14 protein-coding genes are annotated in these 16,918 nt (G+C 39.8%); 9 read left to right on the top strand and 5 right to left on the bottom strand.

Annotation, left to right across the window (positions count from 1 at the left end; genetic code table 11):
- Nucleotides 1-577: 577 nt before the first annotated feature.
- The 4 genes from M23134_RS00210 to M23134_RS00195 form a co-directional block, all read right to left on the bottom strand.
- Entirely contained in the window at nucleotides 578-1,213 is a 636-nt protein-coding gene (locus M23134_RS00210; RefSeq protein ID WP_002692578.1) for a hypothetical protein, read from the bottom strand.
- A 629-nt stretch (nucleotides 1,214-1,842) separates the two neighbouring features.
- On the bottom strand, nucleotides 1,843-3,030 hold the full coding sequence (locus tag M23134_RS00205; RefSeq protein ID WP_002692572.1) for a leucine-rich repeat domain-containing protein: 1,188 nt from the start codon (nucleotides 3,028-3,030) through the stop codon (nucleotides 1,843-1,845).
- Between the two features lie 223 nt (nucleotides 3,031-3,253).
- A complete protein-coding gene (gene rlmD / locus M23134_RS00200; protein ID WP_002692569.1) occupies nucleotides 3,254-4,699 on the bottom strand; it encodes a 23S rRNA (uracil(1939)-C(5))-methyltransferase RlmD in 1,446 nt (481 codons plus the stop codon).
- 470 nt (nucleotides 4,700-5,169) lie between these two features.
- Nucleotides 5,170-6,312: a hypothetical protein gene (locus tag M23134_RS00195; protein ID WP_157558275.1), complete on the bottom strand. Its 1,143-nt coding sequence runs from the start codon at nucleotides 6,310-6,312 to the stop codon at nucleotides 5,170-5,172.
- A 319-nt stretch (nucleotides 6,313-6,631) separates the two neighbouring features.
- On the opposite strand from M23134_RS00195, the gene M23134_RS00190 reads away from it, so the two are divergent.
- The 3 genes from M23134_RS00190 to M23134_RS00180 all read left to right on the top strand — a co-directional run bounded on the left by M23134_RS00190 (nucleotide 6,632) and on the right by M23134_RS00180 (nucleotide 9,429).
- Nucleotides 6,632-8,275, top strand: coding sequence for a T9SS C-terminal target domain-containing protein (locus M23134_RS00190; protein ID WP_002692561.1), 1,644 nt, complete (start codon nucleotides 6,632-6,634; stop codon nucleotides 8,273-8,275).
- 108 nt (nucleotides 8,276-8,383) lie between these two features.
- On the top strand, nucleotides 8,384-8,812 hold the full coding sequence (locus tag M23134_RS00185; protein ID WP_045112726.1) for a hypothetical protein: 429 nt from the start codon (nucleotides 8,384-8,386) through the stop codon (nucleotides 8,810-8,812).
- Nucleotides 8,813-8,895: 83 nt separating this feature from the next.
- Nucleotides 8,896-9,429, top strand: a complete 534-nt coding sequence (locus M23134_RS00180) for a YfiT family bacillithiol transferase (protein ID WP_002692557.1) — start codon at nucleotides 8,896-8,898, stop codon at nucleotides 9,427-9,429.
- A gap of 20 nt (nucleotides 9,430-9,449) precedes the next feature.
- Here the strand turns inward: M23134_RS00180 and M23134_RS00175 are convergent, their stop codons facing one another.
- Nucleotides 9,450-10,265 carry a hypothetical protein gene (locus M23134_RS00175; RefSeq protein ID WP_002692556.1) on the bottom strand — a complete coding sequence of 272 codons (816 nt, stop codon included), beginning with the start codon at nucleotides 10,263-10,265 and terminating at the stop codon, nucleotides 9,450-9,452.
- A gap of 388 nt (nucleotides 10,266-10,653) precedes the next feature.
- Here M23134_RS00175 and M23134_RS40820 point away from each other — a divergent pair, with 388 nt between their 5' ends.
- The 6 genes from M23134_RS40820 to M23134_RS00150 all read left to right on the top strand — a co-directional run bounded on the left by M23134_RS40820 (nucleotide 10,654) and on the right by M23134_RS00150 (nucleotide 16,862).
- Nucleotides 10,654-12,483: a LysM peptidoglycan-binding domain-containing protein gene (locus tag M23134_RS40820; RefSeq protein WP_045112725.1), complete on the top strand. Its 1,830-nt coding sequence runs from the start codon at nucleotides 10,654-10,656 to the stop codon at nucleotides 12,481-12,483.
- Nucleotides 12,484-12,585: 102 nt separating this feature from the next.
- A complete protein-coding gene (locus M23134_RS41690) occupies nucleotides 12,586-13,668 on the top strand; it encodes a hypothetical protein (protein WP_198144954.1) in 1,083 nt (360 codons plus the stop codon).
- Nucleotides 13,658-14,278, top strand: coding sequence for a hypothetical protein (locus tag M23134_RS00160; RefSeq protein ID WP_002692551.1), 621 nt, complete (start codon nucleotides 13,658-13,660; stop codon nucleotides 14,276-14,278). Before M23134_RS41690 ends, M23134_RS00160 begins: the two co-directional genes overlap by 11 nt.
- Nucleotides 14,279-14,294: 16 nt before the next feature.
- Nucleotides 14,295-14,525: a hypothetical protein gene (locus M23134_RS41685; protein WP_198144953.1), complete on the top strand. Its 231-nt coding sequence runs from the start codon at nucleotides 14,295-14,297 to the stop codon at nucleotides 14,523-14,525.
- A 1,136-nt stretch (nucleotides 14,526-15,661) separates the two neighbouring features.
- The gene (locus M23134_RS00155; RefSeq protein WP_002692543.1) at nucleotides 15,662-16,030 is read left to right on the top strand and encodes a hypothetical protein; all 369 of its coding nucleotides are present in this window, start codon (nucleotides 15,662-15,664) and stop codon (nucleotides 16,028-16,030) included.
- Between the two features lie 307 nt (nucleotides 16,031-16,337).
- Nucleotides 16,338-16,862: a hypothetical protein gene (locus M23134_RS00150; protein ID WP_002692542.1), complete on the top strand. Its 525-nt coding sequence runs from the start codon at nucleotides 16,338-16,340 to the stop codon at nucleotides 16,860-16,862.
- Nucleotides 16,863-16,918 lie beyond the last annotated feature (56 nt).

The following is a 16,918-nucleotide window of genomic DNA, read 5'->3' as shown; positions in this document are numbered from 1 at the left end:
TTTTATCAAGCCTTTATATTAACAGGTTTTATGATTGAAAGACTCATAATAGTAATTTGTACTCTTCTAACGTCAAAGTTATATTGGATAACAAGTAAATATAGCTATAAATTTAGAAAAACTACGCCTACCTAAAGTCTAAAAGTAAAATTATAAAGAAAGAAGCAGGATGTACCAAAAACCAAAGCTCTACAAAATAAAATGTAGAGCTTTGGTTGATAAGTTATAACACACCAACGTTTGAATCGAAAAAATAAGGGAGAGGATACAGACCAGGAACAATGACGTAAGGTAAGGTAAGCTAAGTAACGTGTTCAAAATAAGTTTCTGTTTTTTAGGGCAAATACGTACAACTGACTGAGGCATTTAGCCTTTGGCAGAGCTCGGCAAAGCGAAGCTTTAGCCATCGGTTTTTGCGCTTGTAGCAGCGCTACGGGCAATAAAAATAACGAAAGGCAGTAAAGCGAACCGCAGAACGAAGTTCAAGCTCTGCGAAGCTAATTTATTCTAAATCGGACAGTTATTGTTGAGGGCTACGCCCGAAATCCCGTTTACGGGGCGAACACGTTACTAAGTACTAATCCATTGCATCTACTCTTTCGGCAATTTGTATGCTTACTTTTACAATTTTTTCTATGCGGTCGGCTTTGTCTTCGCCAAAGGTGTTGGTAGGCTCCTTATAGGTGAGCATGCCGTGGTTTAATTCAAATATTCCTTGCACCAATTCTTGTGCATCAACGAGTGTGTCGCACACGTCATCATTCAAAAAATGAGCAAAAAAACCATACTCTTCTGATTCAAGTGCATATTTTTCCATCACAAAATCTTCCTGTTCATACGCATCACTGTGGTCATACGCAGGTCTCAAAATTTCGGTAAACATATCTCGTTTATAAATCTTGAAAGCGTGGTGTAATAAGTTATGACAGGGCACCTCTACATAAATTTGATGCTTTTCTTCTTTGGTAATACTGGTGTCTTCTACGTATACGTGTACTGCACGCTGGTTTATTTCGCCCGATACATCGGGATAACCTATTTTTTGATCTTTTTTGGCAAGAGGTTTTTTGTGAAATTCAAGTGATAAGTTACTTGCCAAATAAAGCATAAACTGCTCTACTTTTCTCAGGGTATCTTTTGCGTGTAAAACAGGGGCAATGAAAATTAACCCAAAAAGGAAAATAAACATCAAAACAATTGCTAAACTTCCCATACATCTACAATTTTAAGTGTCACACTATTTTGCTATTTGTTATTGTGTTCGGTCAAAAATACTGATTTTAGCCCTCAAAAAAGAAAACTTGTCCGGTAAGTTCTTCCAAAACACGCGGATATTATCCAAAAAAACATATTAAAGTACTGCAAATAAATGCTTTAGGAATGGTGTAAAAATAAAGTTCTATAGTAACGCCAAAATATTTTGTTGGCAGGATAGGCAGGGCAATATCCAGTGGATGTTGAGCCAGCCCTGCGGGACGGCGGCATAGCAACGCTACGGCAAGTTTTTTTAACGAATTCTGTCAGCGAAAGATGACGTTAAAAATGTAAATTTATTTTGGTACTATTCCTTATGAAGCAAAAGGAGGAGGCAAAGTAAAAATATACAAGGAGGGTTGTTGACACCACTTCATGTGGTAAGTAAAGGTTACCTGGTGATTGTTTTTCATAACTATTAATGTTTGATCTTGTAACTTGAACGCGTCACCAATTGTTTTTGTTGGGTACAACTTAAGTGAGTACCCACCTTGGTGTATAGTTAGCTTCGAGGAAGTGATCTCCCCAAAAACCACCTCTGGCAAAACCACCAAAACGCCCATTGCCTGACCTTAGCCCGCCAATGAGTTAAAACCTGACCTTGGTATTGGGCAACCATTTTCTGATCTTGGCCTTTTCTTTTTCGGCGTCGTACCCAGTAGCAGACTGCGACTCGGTGGGAGTGGTAAAGTTGCCCCGCAAATCGAGTTCCTTTAGGTTTTTCATTTGTGCAATTTCTTCGGGCAACACTGTCAATTGATTGTTACGCAGTATCAGTTTTTTTAACTTGGCAAGCTGTAATACCGATTTAGGCAACACTGTCAATTGATTGTTGCGCAAGTCAAGCTCTTCAAGGTTTTCTATTTCGCCCAGGCTATCGGGCAGCGCCTGTAATTGATTATTGTGAAGGATGAGCGTTTTTAGGTTCTTGAGCTGTACAATGTCTTGAGGCAAACGAACCAATTTATTTTTGCTCAAATCAAGGGTCTTTAGGCTTTGTAGTTTTCCCAAAAAACGACTTTTGGCAAAGCTGCTGTCCAGGCGGTTATTGCTCACATACAAATGCTCCAGTTTTACCATATTTTTCAATTCGTCGGGCAGTGAATCTATCAGATTATTTCTTAGGTACAAGTACTTGAGGCTACGCAAACCACCTATGGCGTAAGGTATTTGTTTTATTTGGTTGCTGTCGAGGTCAAGCACTTCTAACTGGCTCAGGTTGCCCAACTGACTCGGAATGGTTGAAATGCCGTTTTTTTCTAAGTCGAGCACCCGCAACGATTTCAACGCCCCTATTTCGGATGGTATGCGGGTAAGTTTATTGCCTTCTAGGTCTATTACCTGTAGTTGAGTCAGCTTTTTGATGCTTTTGGGTAGTTTTACCAACTTATTATAGTCCATATAGAGAAACTTCAAATGCACCAAATTGCCTATAGTGTCGGGCAAATAGGCTATTTTATCGCCCCATAAGTCCAATATTTGCAAAAACTTCAAACTACCAATACAAGGAGGCAAGGTATCTATTTGGTTCAAGCCCAAATCGAGCATCTGGAGCTTTTTGAGTTTCCCAATTTCTTTGGGAACTTTTTTCAACCCTTTGTTTTTCAGGCTAAGCAAATACGCGTTGGCAGCATCGTGTACTGCATCGTCTATTACTTTGTACAACTCCTTTTGCTCAAGTTCCTGCAAACTTAGCAAGGTATCCTGCGCTTTTACTGGTTGCCAGCACAGAAGTAGGGTAATTAAAATAAATACTAACCAGTTTTTATATTGCATGAAAATGTGTTTGGTTTTGATATGGCTACCCTGCTGACATAAGTTATACAACCAGCTTGATAGGAGGTTCAAATTATTAATTTTACACTAAATATATAACATAAAGCTATATTAAATTATCGTAAACTCAGGCAACTTTTTATTTTGCGGTACCACCATACACAGAAAAAGCTGGATGAAAAGCCACCCAGCTCTTACCTAAACTCTTCAAAGTAAGGGAGGTTTAGCGTGTTACCAACACCTTACGCTCAAGCAGCACTACGTTTTCTACATGGTGGGTATGCGGAAACATGTCTACTGGCTGTACTGCTGTAATATCGTATTCATCGGCAAGCATAGCCAAATCGCGCGCCTGAGTAGCTGGGTTACAGCTCACATACACAATCTTGTCGGGGCTTGCTTTTTTAAGCATCTCTACCACATCGGCATGCATACCCGAACGCGGCGGGTCAGTAATAATTACGTTGGGATGCCCATGTAGTTCCACAAACTCTTCGTCGAGCAAATGCTGAATATCGCCCGCAAAAAATGATGTATTATCTATGCTGTTGATCTCTGAGTTTACCTTGGCGTTTTCTATAGCCATAGGCACATACTCAAGCCCTATTACTTTTTTTGCTTTATGCGCAATAAAATTAGCAATGGTACCCGTGCCAGTATACAGGTCATACACTACCTCATCGCCTTTAAGGTCAGCCATTTCGCCCGCTACTTTATACAATTCATACGCTTGCGAAGCATTGGTTTGATAAAACGACTTGGCACCTACCCTAAACTTAAGCGTGGGCTTTCCCTCATCAAGCGAAGGCATTGTTTCGGTAATGTGGGGCTCTCCGGCAAACAGTTTTACTGGCAAGTCCTGATAAGCATCGTTTTGCTTAGGGTTAATGATGTACTGCAGCGAGGTAATTTCTGGTACTTCAGAATGTAAATGCTCCAATAGGGGAACAATCAGGTTTTGATCATCATAGAAAAAGATCATGATGACCATCAAATCGCCGGAGTTGGCATTGCGGATGACCACATTGCGCAAAAAACCTTCGTTATTTTTTTGATCAAAAAACGTAAGTTCATTGTCAACTGCATATTTTTTCAGAGTCAACCGTATTTTATTAGAAGGGTCAGGCTGAAGATAGCAATGGTCTATGTCCAAAATTTTATCAAAGCGTTTGGGAATATGAAAACCCAAGGCATTGGGATCTTGAATTTTTTCTTCAGTAGCAATTTCTTCCTTAGTCATCCAACGACGGTTAGAAAAGGTAAACTCCAGTTTGTTGCGGTAATACTGGGTATGGGCTGAGCCCAAAATTGGCTTTACTTCTGGTAAATCCAACTTGCCTATTCTTTCCAGGTTGTCAACGATTTGTTGTTGCTTAAACTGCAGTTGTTGCTCATACGGCAAGTGTTGCCACTTGCAACCTCCACACGTACCAAAATGGCTACAGAAGGGTTCTATCCGCAAAGGAGAATATTCATGAAACTGGACAGGTATTGCCTCAATGTAGTTTTTTCGCTTTCTGGTAACTTTTAAATCAACCACATCTTGTGGAGCTACTAATTTGCCGTCTACAAATATGACCTTATCTTCGTATCGTGTTATACACTTTCCTTCGGCCGCCACCCCTTCTATAGTAAGGTTTGGTATAATAACTTGTTTTTTTCTTCTCATGTTAAGAACAAAGTTCAACAGTTTTTAACTTATTACAAAAAAAAGGATACTTTAGAGCTCGTTTAAAATTCACCTAATAGGCACTTTACGCGAATTTTGCCCTCATATATTGTTAAATTTATCTGCAATAGCGCGGCTATTACTTCAAAATTTAACGCATCTGAAAACAAAATTCATCGAAAATCACGCTAAACGCGAAAGTTTAAACAAGCTCTTAGGTAAAATATATAATCCACATACAATGAAAAAATTTTATTTAACGCTTGCTTTCCTGCTACTAGGGTGTTTTACATTGCGCGCCACCCACATAGTAGGGGGCGAGTTTCAGCTTAAATACCTCGACGGCTTCAATTATACACTTATACTCAATCTTTATTTCGACGATGTTAACGGCAACCCTCAAGCAGAAGACAACGACATAACCGCTTCTATTTATTCTAAAGGCAGTAATACCTTAATTTGTAATTATTTCATTGTTTATAACTATTTGATTTACAAATGTTTGCTATTAATTTTTCTTGCAAAAGGTCTAAAATATCCGGGTCTGAATTAAGGGTTCGCTGTATGGTAATGAACCCTTTTTTGTTAAAACCCTTCATTTGTTTTCTGATCCATTTCACCAGTTTTTGTGCGTGCAAGGCTACATAAGAAAATCGGTATAACTTGAATTCAAAACCTTTTTTGTCTTTTGTTCTGGCTTCCCCAATTTGGAGCACATGTTTGAGTAATTTGAAAAACTGTTCAATATAAGTTCTCTGAAACCAGTGTCTTCGCAAGGTTTTGGCGAAAATATGTTTACTTGTGCTATAAATAACACTTACTTTCTTTGATCCATTGAGCCGAAAAAACAGCAAAGTTACAGCTTGTTTCTTGCTACAATAATAGGCACTTATTCTCCTTTTAAAAGTGGTTTTATCTTCCTCAGGAAGCATTTTTTGACTCGCTTGATGAGCTTGCTCTGCTGGGATAAATTCTTTCTCAATCCAATCAGAGAGCTTTACCTTTTGACCCTCTATTACCACATAATGAGATTTTTTGGTTACACTGATGTAACAAAGTCCATTTTGGGCACAACTTTCTGCCAAAGCCTCATTACTATATCCATTGTCACAACTCAGGTGAAGTGTAGGAAAATCATACCCAGTTCTAGTCAGCTTTTTGCGATATTCTCCCCAGCGCCTCACAAGCTTTTGAGCTACTTTTGCTGGTTTCTGATAAGCGTTGGAGGTTTTCTTCTTGATAAAATCAAAGAAAAGTGGGTAAAATACCCCATCAATGCTCACCCCAAGGGTCAACACCCGAAAACCATACACACTTGTACCAAACTGACCACTAAAAAATTTCCCGTAGCACTCCTCAAAATCTTTCAAATGATTCTGAGAAGATAGCCAACACCGAAACACGCTATCATCCAACACAACAGTGACCGTTGTTTTTGACCAACAACTTGAATCTTTTTCACTCATTTCTTGGAGTACCTGACCCAACTGAGCCGAAAAAACCTCTTCAAATAGCTTCCGAATGGTGCTAATAGATAAATTAGAAGCCAACTTTTGATAGCTGATTTGAGCAGAATTGCTCACAACCCCATGCTTCACTAAGATACTGTTCAAAGTAGGTAAACCTACCAATTGACCCAAATAAAAAACCTGCAGAAGCTTTTCTAGTTTAGTGCATTCCTCTAAACTCAAACACGATTTATCAAATGTTTCCGAAATGGTAGTAAATATGTTGACCTCCTCACAAAAATGACCACGAAAATATTTTTTTACTAAAGAGGATAGTTCTTTACGAAAGTTTTTTTAAAATGTATATTCATTGTAAAAGCTATTATGATGTTTTAGGAGATATAATAATAACCTTTTGCAATGAATTATGGGTATAATTAATTGGAATTCAATTTTTTATACCCTTTTTAATTTCTACAACTTAATGGGGAGGGTACTGCTAGAAAAACTAGAAGATCAAAACGTACCTTATACCAACCCTGAGTGTTCTATTGGGCAATTGGTTACCCGCAAAATAATTTATGGTGCCAACTTAGAGCTCTCTGCCAATGTATTTGACGATGCCAGGGGCTACTATGTAGTATGGGAGCGTTGCTGCCGCAATAATATCATTACCAATATCAACAACCCCGGTGGCACAGGCAATGTGTTTTATATGGAGTTTCCGGCGGTAGTCAGAAACGCCACCCAGTTTATCAACTCTTCGCCTGAGTTTTTTACGCTCAAAGGAGACTATGCCTGCATTAACCAACCTTTTACTTTTGAGTTTGGCGCTGCTGACCCTGATGGCGACCAATTGCGTTATTCCTTTGTGACCCCTTTGGCAGGCAATACCGATGTAAACCAACCTGTATTAGAAAATAGTTCGTTTCCGGCACCCTACAGCAATGTAAGTTGGCAACTTGGCGTAAATGCTACCAATGCCATTGCCCCAGGTATGGCTATAGACGCCAACGGGCGCATTACGGTTACTCCAGACAAGCTCGGTTTATTTGTTTTCTCAGTATTATGCGAAGAAATCCGCAATGGAGTAGTCATAGGGAGGGTTCGCCGGGATTTTCAGATTTTGGTAATCGACTGCCCTACCAACCAATCGCCTGCAGTGTTTGTCAGAGAAAAGGGGGAAGTAAACTATTATTCAAGCAGTGATACCATTTACATTGATTTGGAAAAAGAAAGGTGTTTGGATGTATTTGTACGCGACCCTGACTTTGGGCAACAAATCTCTGTGTCAGTCAACCCCATCAATTTTCAACTCAGAGACGCCATATTTAACAATGCATTGCAAACCAACAGCAACCCCAACGACTCGCTCAGCTTTGACCTCTGTTGGCCTGAATGCCTCGCTACCGATGCTACCAATACGCCGTTTATATTTGACGTAATTGCCTCTGACGATGGCTGTGTGCTCCCCAAACGTGATACCATCAGGCTTACGCTCATAGCCCGGCGTCCCGCCAATAACCCACCCAACCTCAGCAGCAACCTGACAGGCAACAGCACCACGGTAACAGTAGAAGATGTGATTGGTTTTAGCTTGTTGGGGGTAGACATAGACAACGACAGCCTGTGTATAGAAGCAGTAGGGCGAGGATTTGACCTTGCTGCTCTTGGCATCAATTTTAATCCCATATTGGGCAAAGGCAATATTTCGGGCGATTTTTCGTGGACTACCAGTTGCGTTGCTGTTCCTGACTCGGTCAACGAGTATATGATTGATTTTATCATTACCGAAAAGCTTAAATGTAACAGCAACCAAGATACTCTCACGGTAAAACTTATCATAAAAGACAAGGTAGTAGTGCTCGATCAGTTTTTGCCTGCCAATGTATTTACCCCTAACAACGATGGCAAAAATGATGTGTTTAAAATGCCCAACTTGCCCAATGAAAATTGTAAGTATCAGTTTCGGCAAATAGACATTTTCAATCGTTGGGGCAGGCGGGTATTTCGCAGCAAAGACCGCAATTTTGAATGGAGCGGTGGCAACGCCATCCCCGGCATATATTACTACCATATCGATTTTAAATCGGTCAAATACAAGGGTACAGTTACTTTAAGAAAGTAGTAGTAAGACAAGGTTCTTTGCATTGCTCTTTGGCAGTGCAAAGGGCATTTAACCATTCTAGAGCACTTCCTAAAAAGGGCATATGGACAAATAAGTCATCACTATTCTATGAAAAAAGCTACCAATGAGCTTGCGTCTCTTTACCGCCTACTCGTATTTAGTTCAATATACGTCTTGGCATTTGCAGCTCTTTTTCTCGACAGGCAACGTCCCTTGTTTTTCACAATTACTGGAACATTGTTAGGCTTGGGGGTTTTGGTTGGGTGGTTGTATATACGCCGCAAAAAAGGGCTCAGCAGAGGGTTTGCCGCCATGGGGCTTATATTGGTCTATATGATTGCCTGGAGCGTGTTCATTATCCTACTGCTAGGCTTTGAGCTTCAGGTAGTTTTTAAAACCCTGCGTGAATGGCGCTTGTATTTTTTTGACCAAACCTGGACTGTAAAACTCTTGTTTTTTTTCAAGCTCACTCCTCTGCTTTTATTGATTATCAATCTGGCACAACTCAGCATCGCCTTTGGCAAAGGTAAGCGCTAAACCTTTTAGACATTATATTTAGCTTTAGAGTAAGCAGCTTTCAATTTTGTGTATTATTGAAGAAAAATAAAACCTGATCACTGATGACAACTACCAACCTTAGTTATCCCATTGGGCAATGCATTGTACCCGACCCCATGTCTCAAGCGCACTTCGCCCAGTGTATTGCCGAAATAGCTGATTTGCCTAAGCAAATGCGGGCTGCTACCCAAGACCTGCAAGCAACTCAGCTAGACACTCCTTACCGCCCCGAAGGTTGGACAGTACGCCAGTTGGTACACCATGTAGCCGATAGCCACATGAATAGTTATGTACGTTTTCACTGGACACTGACCGAACCCACCCCTACTATCAAGGCTTATGACGAAAAAGCCTGGGCAGCCCTCGACTACCACCAAACAATGCCCATTGAGGTGTCGCTACAGTTGCTCGATGCCTTGCACCAGCGTTGGGTAGTATTGCTTCGTGCCCTCACCCCCAACGACCTCCACAAAGCCTTTGTGCACCCTGCCACCCAACAACAGGTAAGCCTACACGAGGCGGTGGCTACTTATGCCTGGCACGGCAAACACCACGTGGCGCACATTACTTCGTTGCGGGCACGCATGGGGTGGTAAACTCACCGTTTGCCCCACTGCTAGAACAGCTCCAGGTCTAACTGGTTGTCGTTGTTTGGGTTCAGGTACTTAAAACCATATTCAGGGGGTTTGAGTCCTCCATATTCAATAATTTTGGTTTTAAAACCGGCAAATATTTCGTCGAGCTTTTGGTCTACCTGATTGGGCGTAAGGTAATACATAGACCAGCCCAGGTTTTCGAGGGTGTTTTTGGCTTGGCGGTATTGTGCTATCTCTTCGTTGGTAAACTGGGTGGCATTGGCAGGCATGACACACTCTACCCCTATGTTTTTTCGCTTGCAAAATATAGCAAAATCGAGGTGGTACGATTGGCTACCCTGGGGGTTGATATCTACCCTAAATTGGCGCTCTACATAGATTTGCCGCTTCAAGAATGCCTTCCAGACCTTTTCTTCCAACAAACTATTGTCAAATATATCGTTGAACTCCAGGGCGTTGAAGAGCTTGTAAGAGGTAGTAGGCACAAACAACAAACGTCGGGGGCGGGCGCTTACTATAGGTCTATAGAGTACATTGGGGGCCGAAAACGATATTTTGTAGTATTGTTTTTTGGTTTTGCTGTTGGGCGTTTCGTCCGGAAAAAGTTCGGTGCGTTTTGCCAGACCAATGTCGTTTACTTCGGCAAACCACTTGATGGTGTATTTGTCGTTGCCAAAGGCTTTGGTAAAATAAAAGGCAATGAACTTGAGCTGCCCTTCTTTGACAATGGAGGGGGTGTGGCGTACTGGAATGCGGTACCAGCCCTGGGTTTTGGCTATGTCAAAATCTGCCTGGTTGTTCATCAACACCACGAGGGTATCTTTATAGTTGTCCATAACGAATGTTCAGTATTTTGTATTTGGATGAAGTATTTTTATCAATTCAATATACCAAAGATTGATACATGCCACGGAAGTTTTTCGGATTTTTTTATTCGCTCACGCAAGCCTCCCCCCTCCCTCTGGCAAGTTCAGTTACCAGGCTCAAAGCATTGGTTTAAACTGAAACACCGCCTTACTATCATATTTGCAAATATGTACTTCAGGCAACAGTCCACTATAGCTACGCTGGTGCTGGGCTAATTACTTGCGACTTGTAACGTTGGCACCTAAGGCTGTAAATCTCCCAACCTTCCCTCATAAAAAAAGCCTTGAAAAACCCTGAAATGTCTAAAAAAACTGCTAACTTAAAGCCAGTATCAAACCCAATCCAATCTTACGCTCTATGAGACCATCTACTACCAAAGAGCCTACTCCCAAAAAAACGAGTACCAGCTCAAACCTTACGCCTTTTGACAAATCGAAAGCTCGCTCGATAAAGCCACCTAAGTATGGCATTCAAGCGGCAGACAACCCTCAACCCTTGCAAGCCAAGTTTGGGAATAATTTTGCTAGGGCGGGTAGTTTGCGGAGGAAGGGAAAAAGCTATAGGGGAGTATTTAAGGATAGAGGAGGAGAAACATATACTGTAGATGGAAAAGAATACAACAATTATGGAAATTATAATCCTTACGATGGCCAACATACGATAGTAGCAGGCAATACTTATACTGGCTTGAGTAAACGATACTATGGAAATAGCTCTATGGCATCAAGCTTTATGAAACTACATCAAAAGTTAGAAAAAAAGTTTGTTCCTGGCGAAACTATAGTAGTGAACTTTGAACGAGAAGGAAGACATGTGAAACTTGCTAGATTAAATGTTCAAGCTATAGACTTTTATAAAACTATTGAACAAGAGGGCTTAGGGGGAATAGCGAGTCGTTATAATATTACGACTGATTTACTCATTAATATGAATGCTAACTTGCAACTCCAGCTTTTTAAGGCTGGTGATGAAATTAGAATACCACAGCCGTTTGGAACAATCACCTTAAAACTTACTAAGGATACTACTGCAGAGGCTCTAGCACAAAAATATAAAATAAGCCTAGCTACAATCGTTGACCTAAATTTAAAAGCAGGAGCTGTACTTGCTGTTCCTGGTAGTACATATTCACAAAAAACAAGAGAGAAAATAAAGCCTGGAAACAAAACAACTCAAGTAGTTAAACATACACGAAGCAAGTTTGGAACACATACATTGAGTCCCGAAAACGTAGACATTCTCTTAAATAAATATTCTAAATATACAGCTTATGTAGCAAATAAAGGAGATAATCTTTGGAAAATCATGCACAAATATTGGGGGAATTGTGCTTCAATGTATACTGAGCAAAGTTATTATAATTTGGTACATGGGTTAGTTCTTGCAATGTTAGAAGTAAATAACTTAAAACTCAATTCCCAAGGAAAAATTGATGGATTTTTACCAAATTCTCCTATTTATATCATTGTGCCTGACTTTCATTCTAATGATCACAACTCAAATAAAAAGCGTAAAACTAATAAAAAGAAAAATGATCCATCTAAAATATTAACTGACGAACAAAGTGCCAAAATTGGTAAAGTGTTAAATTACACAGGTGGAGCCCTCGCTTTAATAGATATTACCCGAAAAAAAATGGGTGAGAATAACAAGGTAAATGATTTTTTAAAATCAAAATTGGGTCAAGGAAACTACAGTAAATTAATTAAAATTTTAGATAAAGGGCTTAAAGCATTTAATAAAGCTGCTACTATTGCCGCATTCACTAAACTCTTTGTAGATATAAAAGACGGGCGGTATGTAGGCAAACCTGAAAACCTTTTCTTTGATGTAGTATCAACCGTTGCTGGACTACACCCTTATGGTGCTATCATGAATGCCTTTTTAACCTATATAGGAGTTGACGGAGATACCTTTAGAGCTTTTTGTAAGCAAGAAGGAAACATAGAAATTCCTTTAATCTCATCAGTTAGAACTATTGGTACAGGGGAAAGCAAAGTAACCGTACACACCTTTACACCATTTACTAGTGTCCTCAGTAATCCCCAGAATGTTCCTCCACCGCATCCAGACATGATTGCTAAAAAGGCACTAAACAAAGTGCTAGATAAAAAAGCTCTTTTAAATGCAATAAAAAACAAAAAGGTAATGAATTCAAAGCCAAGGCCTTGCAAAATGAATAAATAATTACCCCACCACCACCTGGCGCAAGCGTCCCTCGCTTGTGCCTTTTTTTAGAGAAAGCATCTTGCCCCGAAGAAAAATCGGGATTTTGAAACTTCCATGTTTTTGCAAAAAACAAAATCATTGAGCTTGAATTGGCTACGTGGGACACAAGTCTGGAGACTTGCGCCAGCTAATGTAATGAAAATACCCCCCCCCCCTCGCTTGTGCCTTTTTTCGAGGAAGCATCTTGCCCCGAAGAAAAATCGGGATTTTGAAACTGGTGCCCTGGCTTATGCGCGTGGCAACCAAATAGAGCTTGGTCCAGGGCAAGAACGCCACCTGCCCCACGAAGCCTGGCATGTGGTGCAGCAAAAACAAGGACGGGTAGCCCCTACTGACACTTTAAGCAAAGGCTTGCCTGTGAATAATGATGCGGCGCTAGAGAAAGAGGCGGATGTGATGGGGGCGAGGGCTTTGGTAGACTCACCTTATAAACAACCTCCAACTATTTATATTTGGACTGACAAAACAAAAGAATACCCGATCGCTTCATATCAAATGAGAATCATTGCAAAGTATATGCAAGAAATCTTTGATAAAAATGATAAAAAATATGAAGCAGTAGCAAAACTAGGCATTAAGGTGAAGGTAATAAGCGCAAGTAATAGAAAAAAAAGAAAGTTTCGTAAAATTGATGCAATAGTAGAAATTAAAATAACTGATGCAACAATAGATAATGAAGCTAAATTCCTGAAATGGAGAGACCCCAATAGTAAGGAAAAAGTAGAAGGATATAATAATTCAATAAAATTCGTCTCATCAAACGCCAATAGATCTAAAGGAGGTTTAGAATATAATGATAAGCGAAATTATTTATATGATTTGGCTTGGCTTGCTTCGCATGAAGCAGGACACCAATTCTTAACTTATGCTACATTTATATTAGCTGGTTATAAAGGTTATGCAGCTTATACAAACGGGAAATTTGATTTTGAAGGATTCGCAATAAGTAATATGCCTGGAGGACATTATGATGTACACAAAGATTATAAAGCATTAGATGACAATTACCTTATGAGTTCTCATGGTGCCTATGAAAGGTATCCTAAAAGAGAACTACCATCACCTAAATTACAAAAACACGAACGCTTGACTATAGGGCAGGTTGTGTTATTATACCGTTACTTTAGAGAACATGGCAAGTAAGCAGTTTTTTTCACGTATTACAAGTTGTGTTTCTATCTTGTCTATCATTTTTAGTTGCAATACAAGGCAAAATCAACCTAGAAACACCCTGGTAGAGCTGAAATGGCAAAAGAACGTTTTACTTCTTCGTGAGTTTATCAAAAAGATCGGCATTTCAACAGAAAATCAAGAAAAGATTAATTTGGCAGGATACAATCGTTATGGAAAGTTAAGCATCATTAATAATTCTAATTGTAGAGTTTTGATTCGCCCCTTCAAACATAATTACTTGAATCTGTTACAAACCTATTATTTTTCTGATGGGACAGGCATTACTAATTTGGAAGAGCCCACAAGTTTCTTTTTTGCTCCAAATAGCCTACAAGTAATTCACCCAAGCGACAGTTTACAATCTTTTATAATGTTTAAAACCCATGCCAGGAAAAATGAATCAGCAAACACCTTAACATTGGTTGATTCTGTCAGTAATACTTTTAGATATTTCATAAAATATACTGATATAGGTTCCAGAAAAGACTCTATGTTTATAGTAAAATTGATGCTAAAAAGACGAGGCACAGCGTATCAAATGTCTAGCAAAATATATTCTAGAACGGTTTACCCCCGCTAAGCCTTTGGATGGAAGAATGTTTGTTACTTTCATTGAGGAGCAACACCATCTGACGCAATGGAAGCGACACGCTTCCTCAATAGTAAAAGGACACCAGTCATTGATTCGGAGCTACGCTAAAAAACGGGGAGACGGCTACTTACGCCGTGGCTTGTGTCTTCACCATAGCCGTCAGGCTAAGAGGAGCATAGTAAAAAAATCACTTAAAAATACCATCACCGCCTCAGCGAGTGTCCCCACACGCTGATCGAATCGCCAAAATTAGGATACTGAAAGATGTTTCAGGGGGTAAAAAAATAGTAGCCTGACGGCTATGGTGTCTTCACAAGCAACCAAAAGACAGTGCGTCATTAATAATCGAAGAACAACCTTCTACGCTCGTTTTTCGGAATACTGAAAAATACCCTCAGGTGCTGGAATCGGGGTCGGTTGTTAAAAACCTTCCGTAGAAGGCTTGGATGAATGGAAGCCTCCAAACTTACTTGACAAAATACTATGGGGCGCCAAGCAATGAAATTTACTACGCTAGGGCAACCATAAAGGATTGCCCACACCTGGCGCAAGCGTCCCTCGCTTGTGCCTTTTTTTAGAGGAAGCATCTTGCCCCGAAGAAAAATCGGGATTTTGAAACTTCCATGTTTTTACAAAAAACAAAATCATTGGGCTTGAATTGGCTACGTGGGACACAAGTCTGGAGACTTGCGCCAGCTAATGTAATGAAAATAACCCACCTGGCGAAAGCGTCCCTCGCTTGTGCCTTTTTTTAGAGGAAGCATCTTGCCCCGAAGAAAAATCGGGATTTTGAAACTTCCATGTTTTTACAAAAAACAAAATCATTGGGCTTGAATTGGCTACATGGGACACAAGTCTGGAGACTTGCGCCAGCTAATGGAGGCAAACAAGTTTAGTCTTGGGAATAGGTCTTCTAAAAAAACCCAAGAAAAATCGGGATTTTGAAACCCACTCTGGCTTAAGTTTTTTCAACTTAAGCTTTTGGATAGAAGAAAGTTTGTAACTTTCGTTAAGAAGCAAGCATTACCATTTGCCTCGCCGCGCTCCTATTCTCATTTTTGCAAAAACGATATTTCCCTCCTCAAGTGTGTGCTTTTCTCTAGTGACAGTATCCATTTTACACTAAAAAATATTCAGATATTCAAAAAAAAAATACTGCCTTCAAACCAGCTTCAAACTTACATCAATCTTACGCTCTATGAGATCTTTATCTACCAAAAAGTCTACTCCAAAAAAAACGAGTACCAACTCAAACCTTGCGCCTTTTGACAAATCGAGAGCTCGCTCGATAAAGCCCCCCAAGTATGGCATTCCAGAAATAAACATTTGCATATTGAAAGCATATCAACCTAAACTTGAAATCTTATAAATATGGGACGAACTTTGACCAAAGAATCAACGCCACAAATCACAAATACCAGCAAAGTTGCTTCTGGCAACCCTTCTAAAATACCTTCACACCTTGCCACAGATTTGGGAACTAATGACACAGTAAAGAAAATGATGGCTTATGGTAACACAGAACAAGCCTCTTTTCCAGCAAAAGTTGCAGCTCCTCAGATTCCTCAAGGTTCTCCTCAAACCCTGCATAAAAAGATAAAACAGCCAAAAGCTGTAATTCCTGTCCCACCCAAGACACCGCCCAAAACCAAACCCTATACCGTAGACAAACAGGGGCGGGTTATTTTTGATGAAGGCATTACCCCCTTCTGGCGCAAGGTGTGCCGAGAAACGGCGTAACGCAAAGTTACAAAGTATGCTGTAACTAAGATGGTGGTTCTTCTGTTCTTTTAAGTCTTCCGAAGGAGACTTGAAAGCCTAAATACAGGGAAGTCTCCAGACTTCCTTGCGTAGCAAAACTCACCAAGCACTTACACCAAGCAAGGGCTGCATTCGCAGAGAAGTCGGGAGACTTCTTTCATTCATCGTGTCAAGTCGCCCTGTGAGAAGACTTGACACAGCAGGGATAATGAAAATAAAGATTATCCAAAAGGCATTAGATTAGACTTAGAAAATAATGCTGGTGCTAACTTTATAAACTAGATTTATGGAGATTGAAGAGCTTATCAATATGTTGTCAGGAACAGACTTTGCTTCCAAAATAGACGCTTTAACTTATATTATAGAGCACAAAAACAATTTTAACCAAACCTCTTTTCTGCCTTTACTTCCACATATTCATCCATTGCTTAACGATCAAAATATAGGCATAAGAAGTATTGCAGCTTTTGCCTTAAGTAAAGTGGGGAATCATACTTCAATTCCCTTTTTGAATAAATCATGGTTCAATGCGCATATAAAAGAAGATGAAAAAAAAGAAAAAGAAAAAAGAGACCATCTCTTGAATAGACAAATATTAATTGCAATTGCCGATATTGACAAAATTGAACTTGCCCTACCTATTTTGAGAAACTTTAAGGAATGGAGTCATCAAGATAAGGCTTTAGCAGCAGAATGTTTTGGTATTAATTTAATTGATCTCTTGAATTATGAAAAAGATTTAGAAACTAGAGAATCAGTAATAAAGTACTTGATGAAAGCAGGATATGAGCCTGGCACAAGGATTAAATAAAAGTAAGATATTTCAAAATCGAACTCTTTAGCCTAGTCTCTGCTCAAAAACTCCTC

The organism is Microscilla marina ATCC 23134 (assembly GCF_000169175.1).
In the GTDB taxonomy this organism is placed as follows: Bacteria; Bacteroidota; Bacteroidia; order Cytophagales; family Microscillaceae; genus Microscilla; species Microscilla marina.
This window is presented reverse-complemented; position numbering and strand designations above follow the sequence as displayed.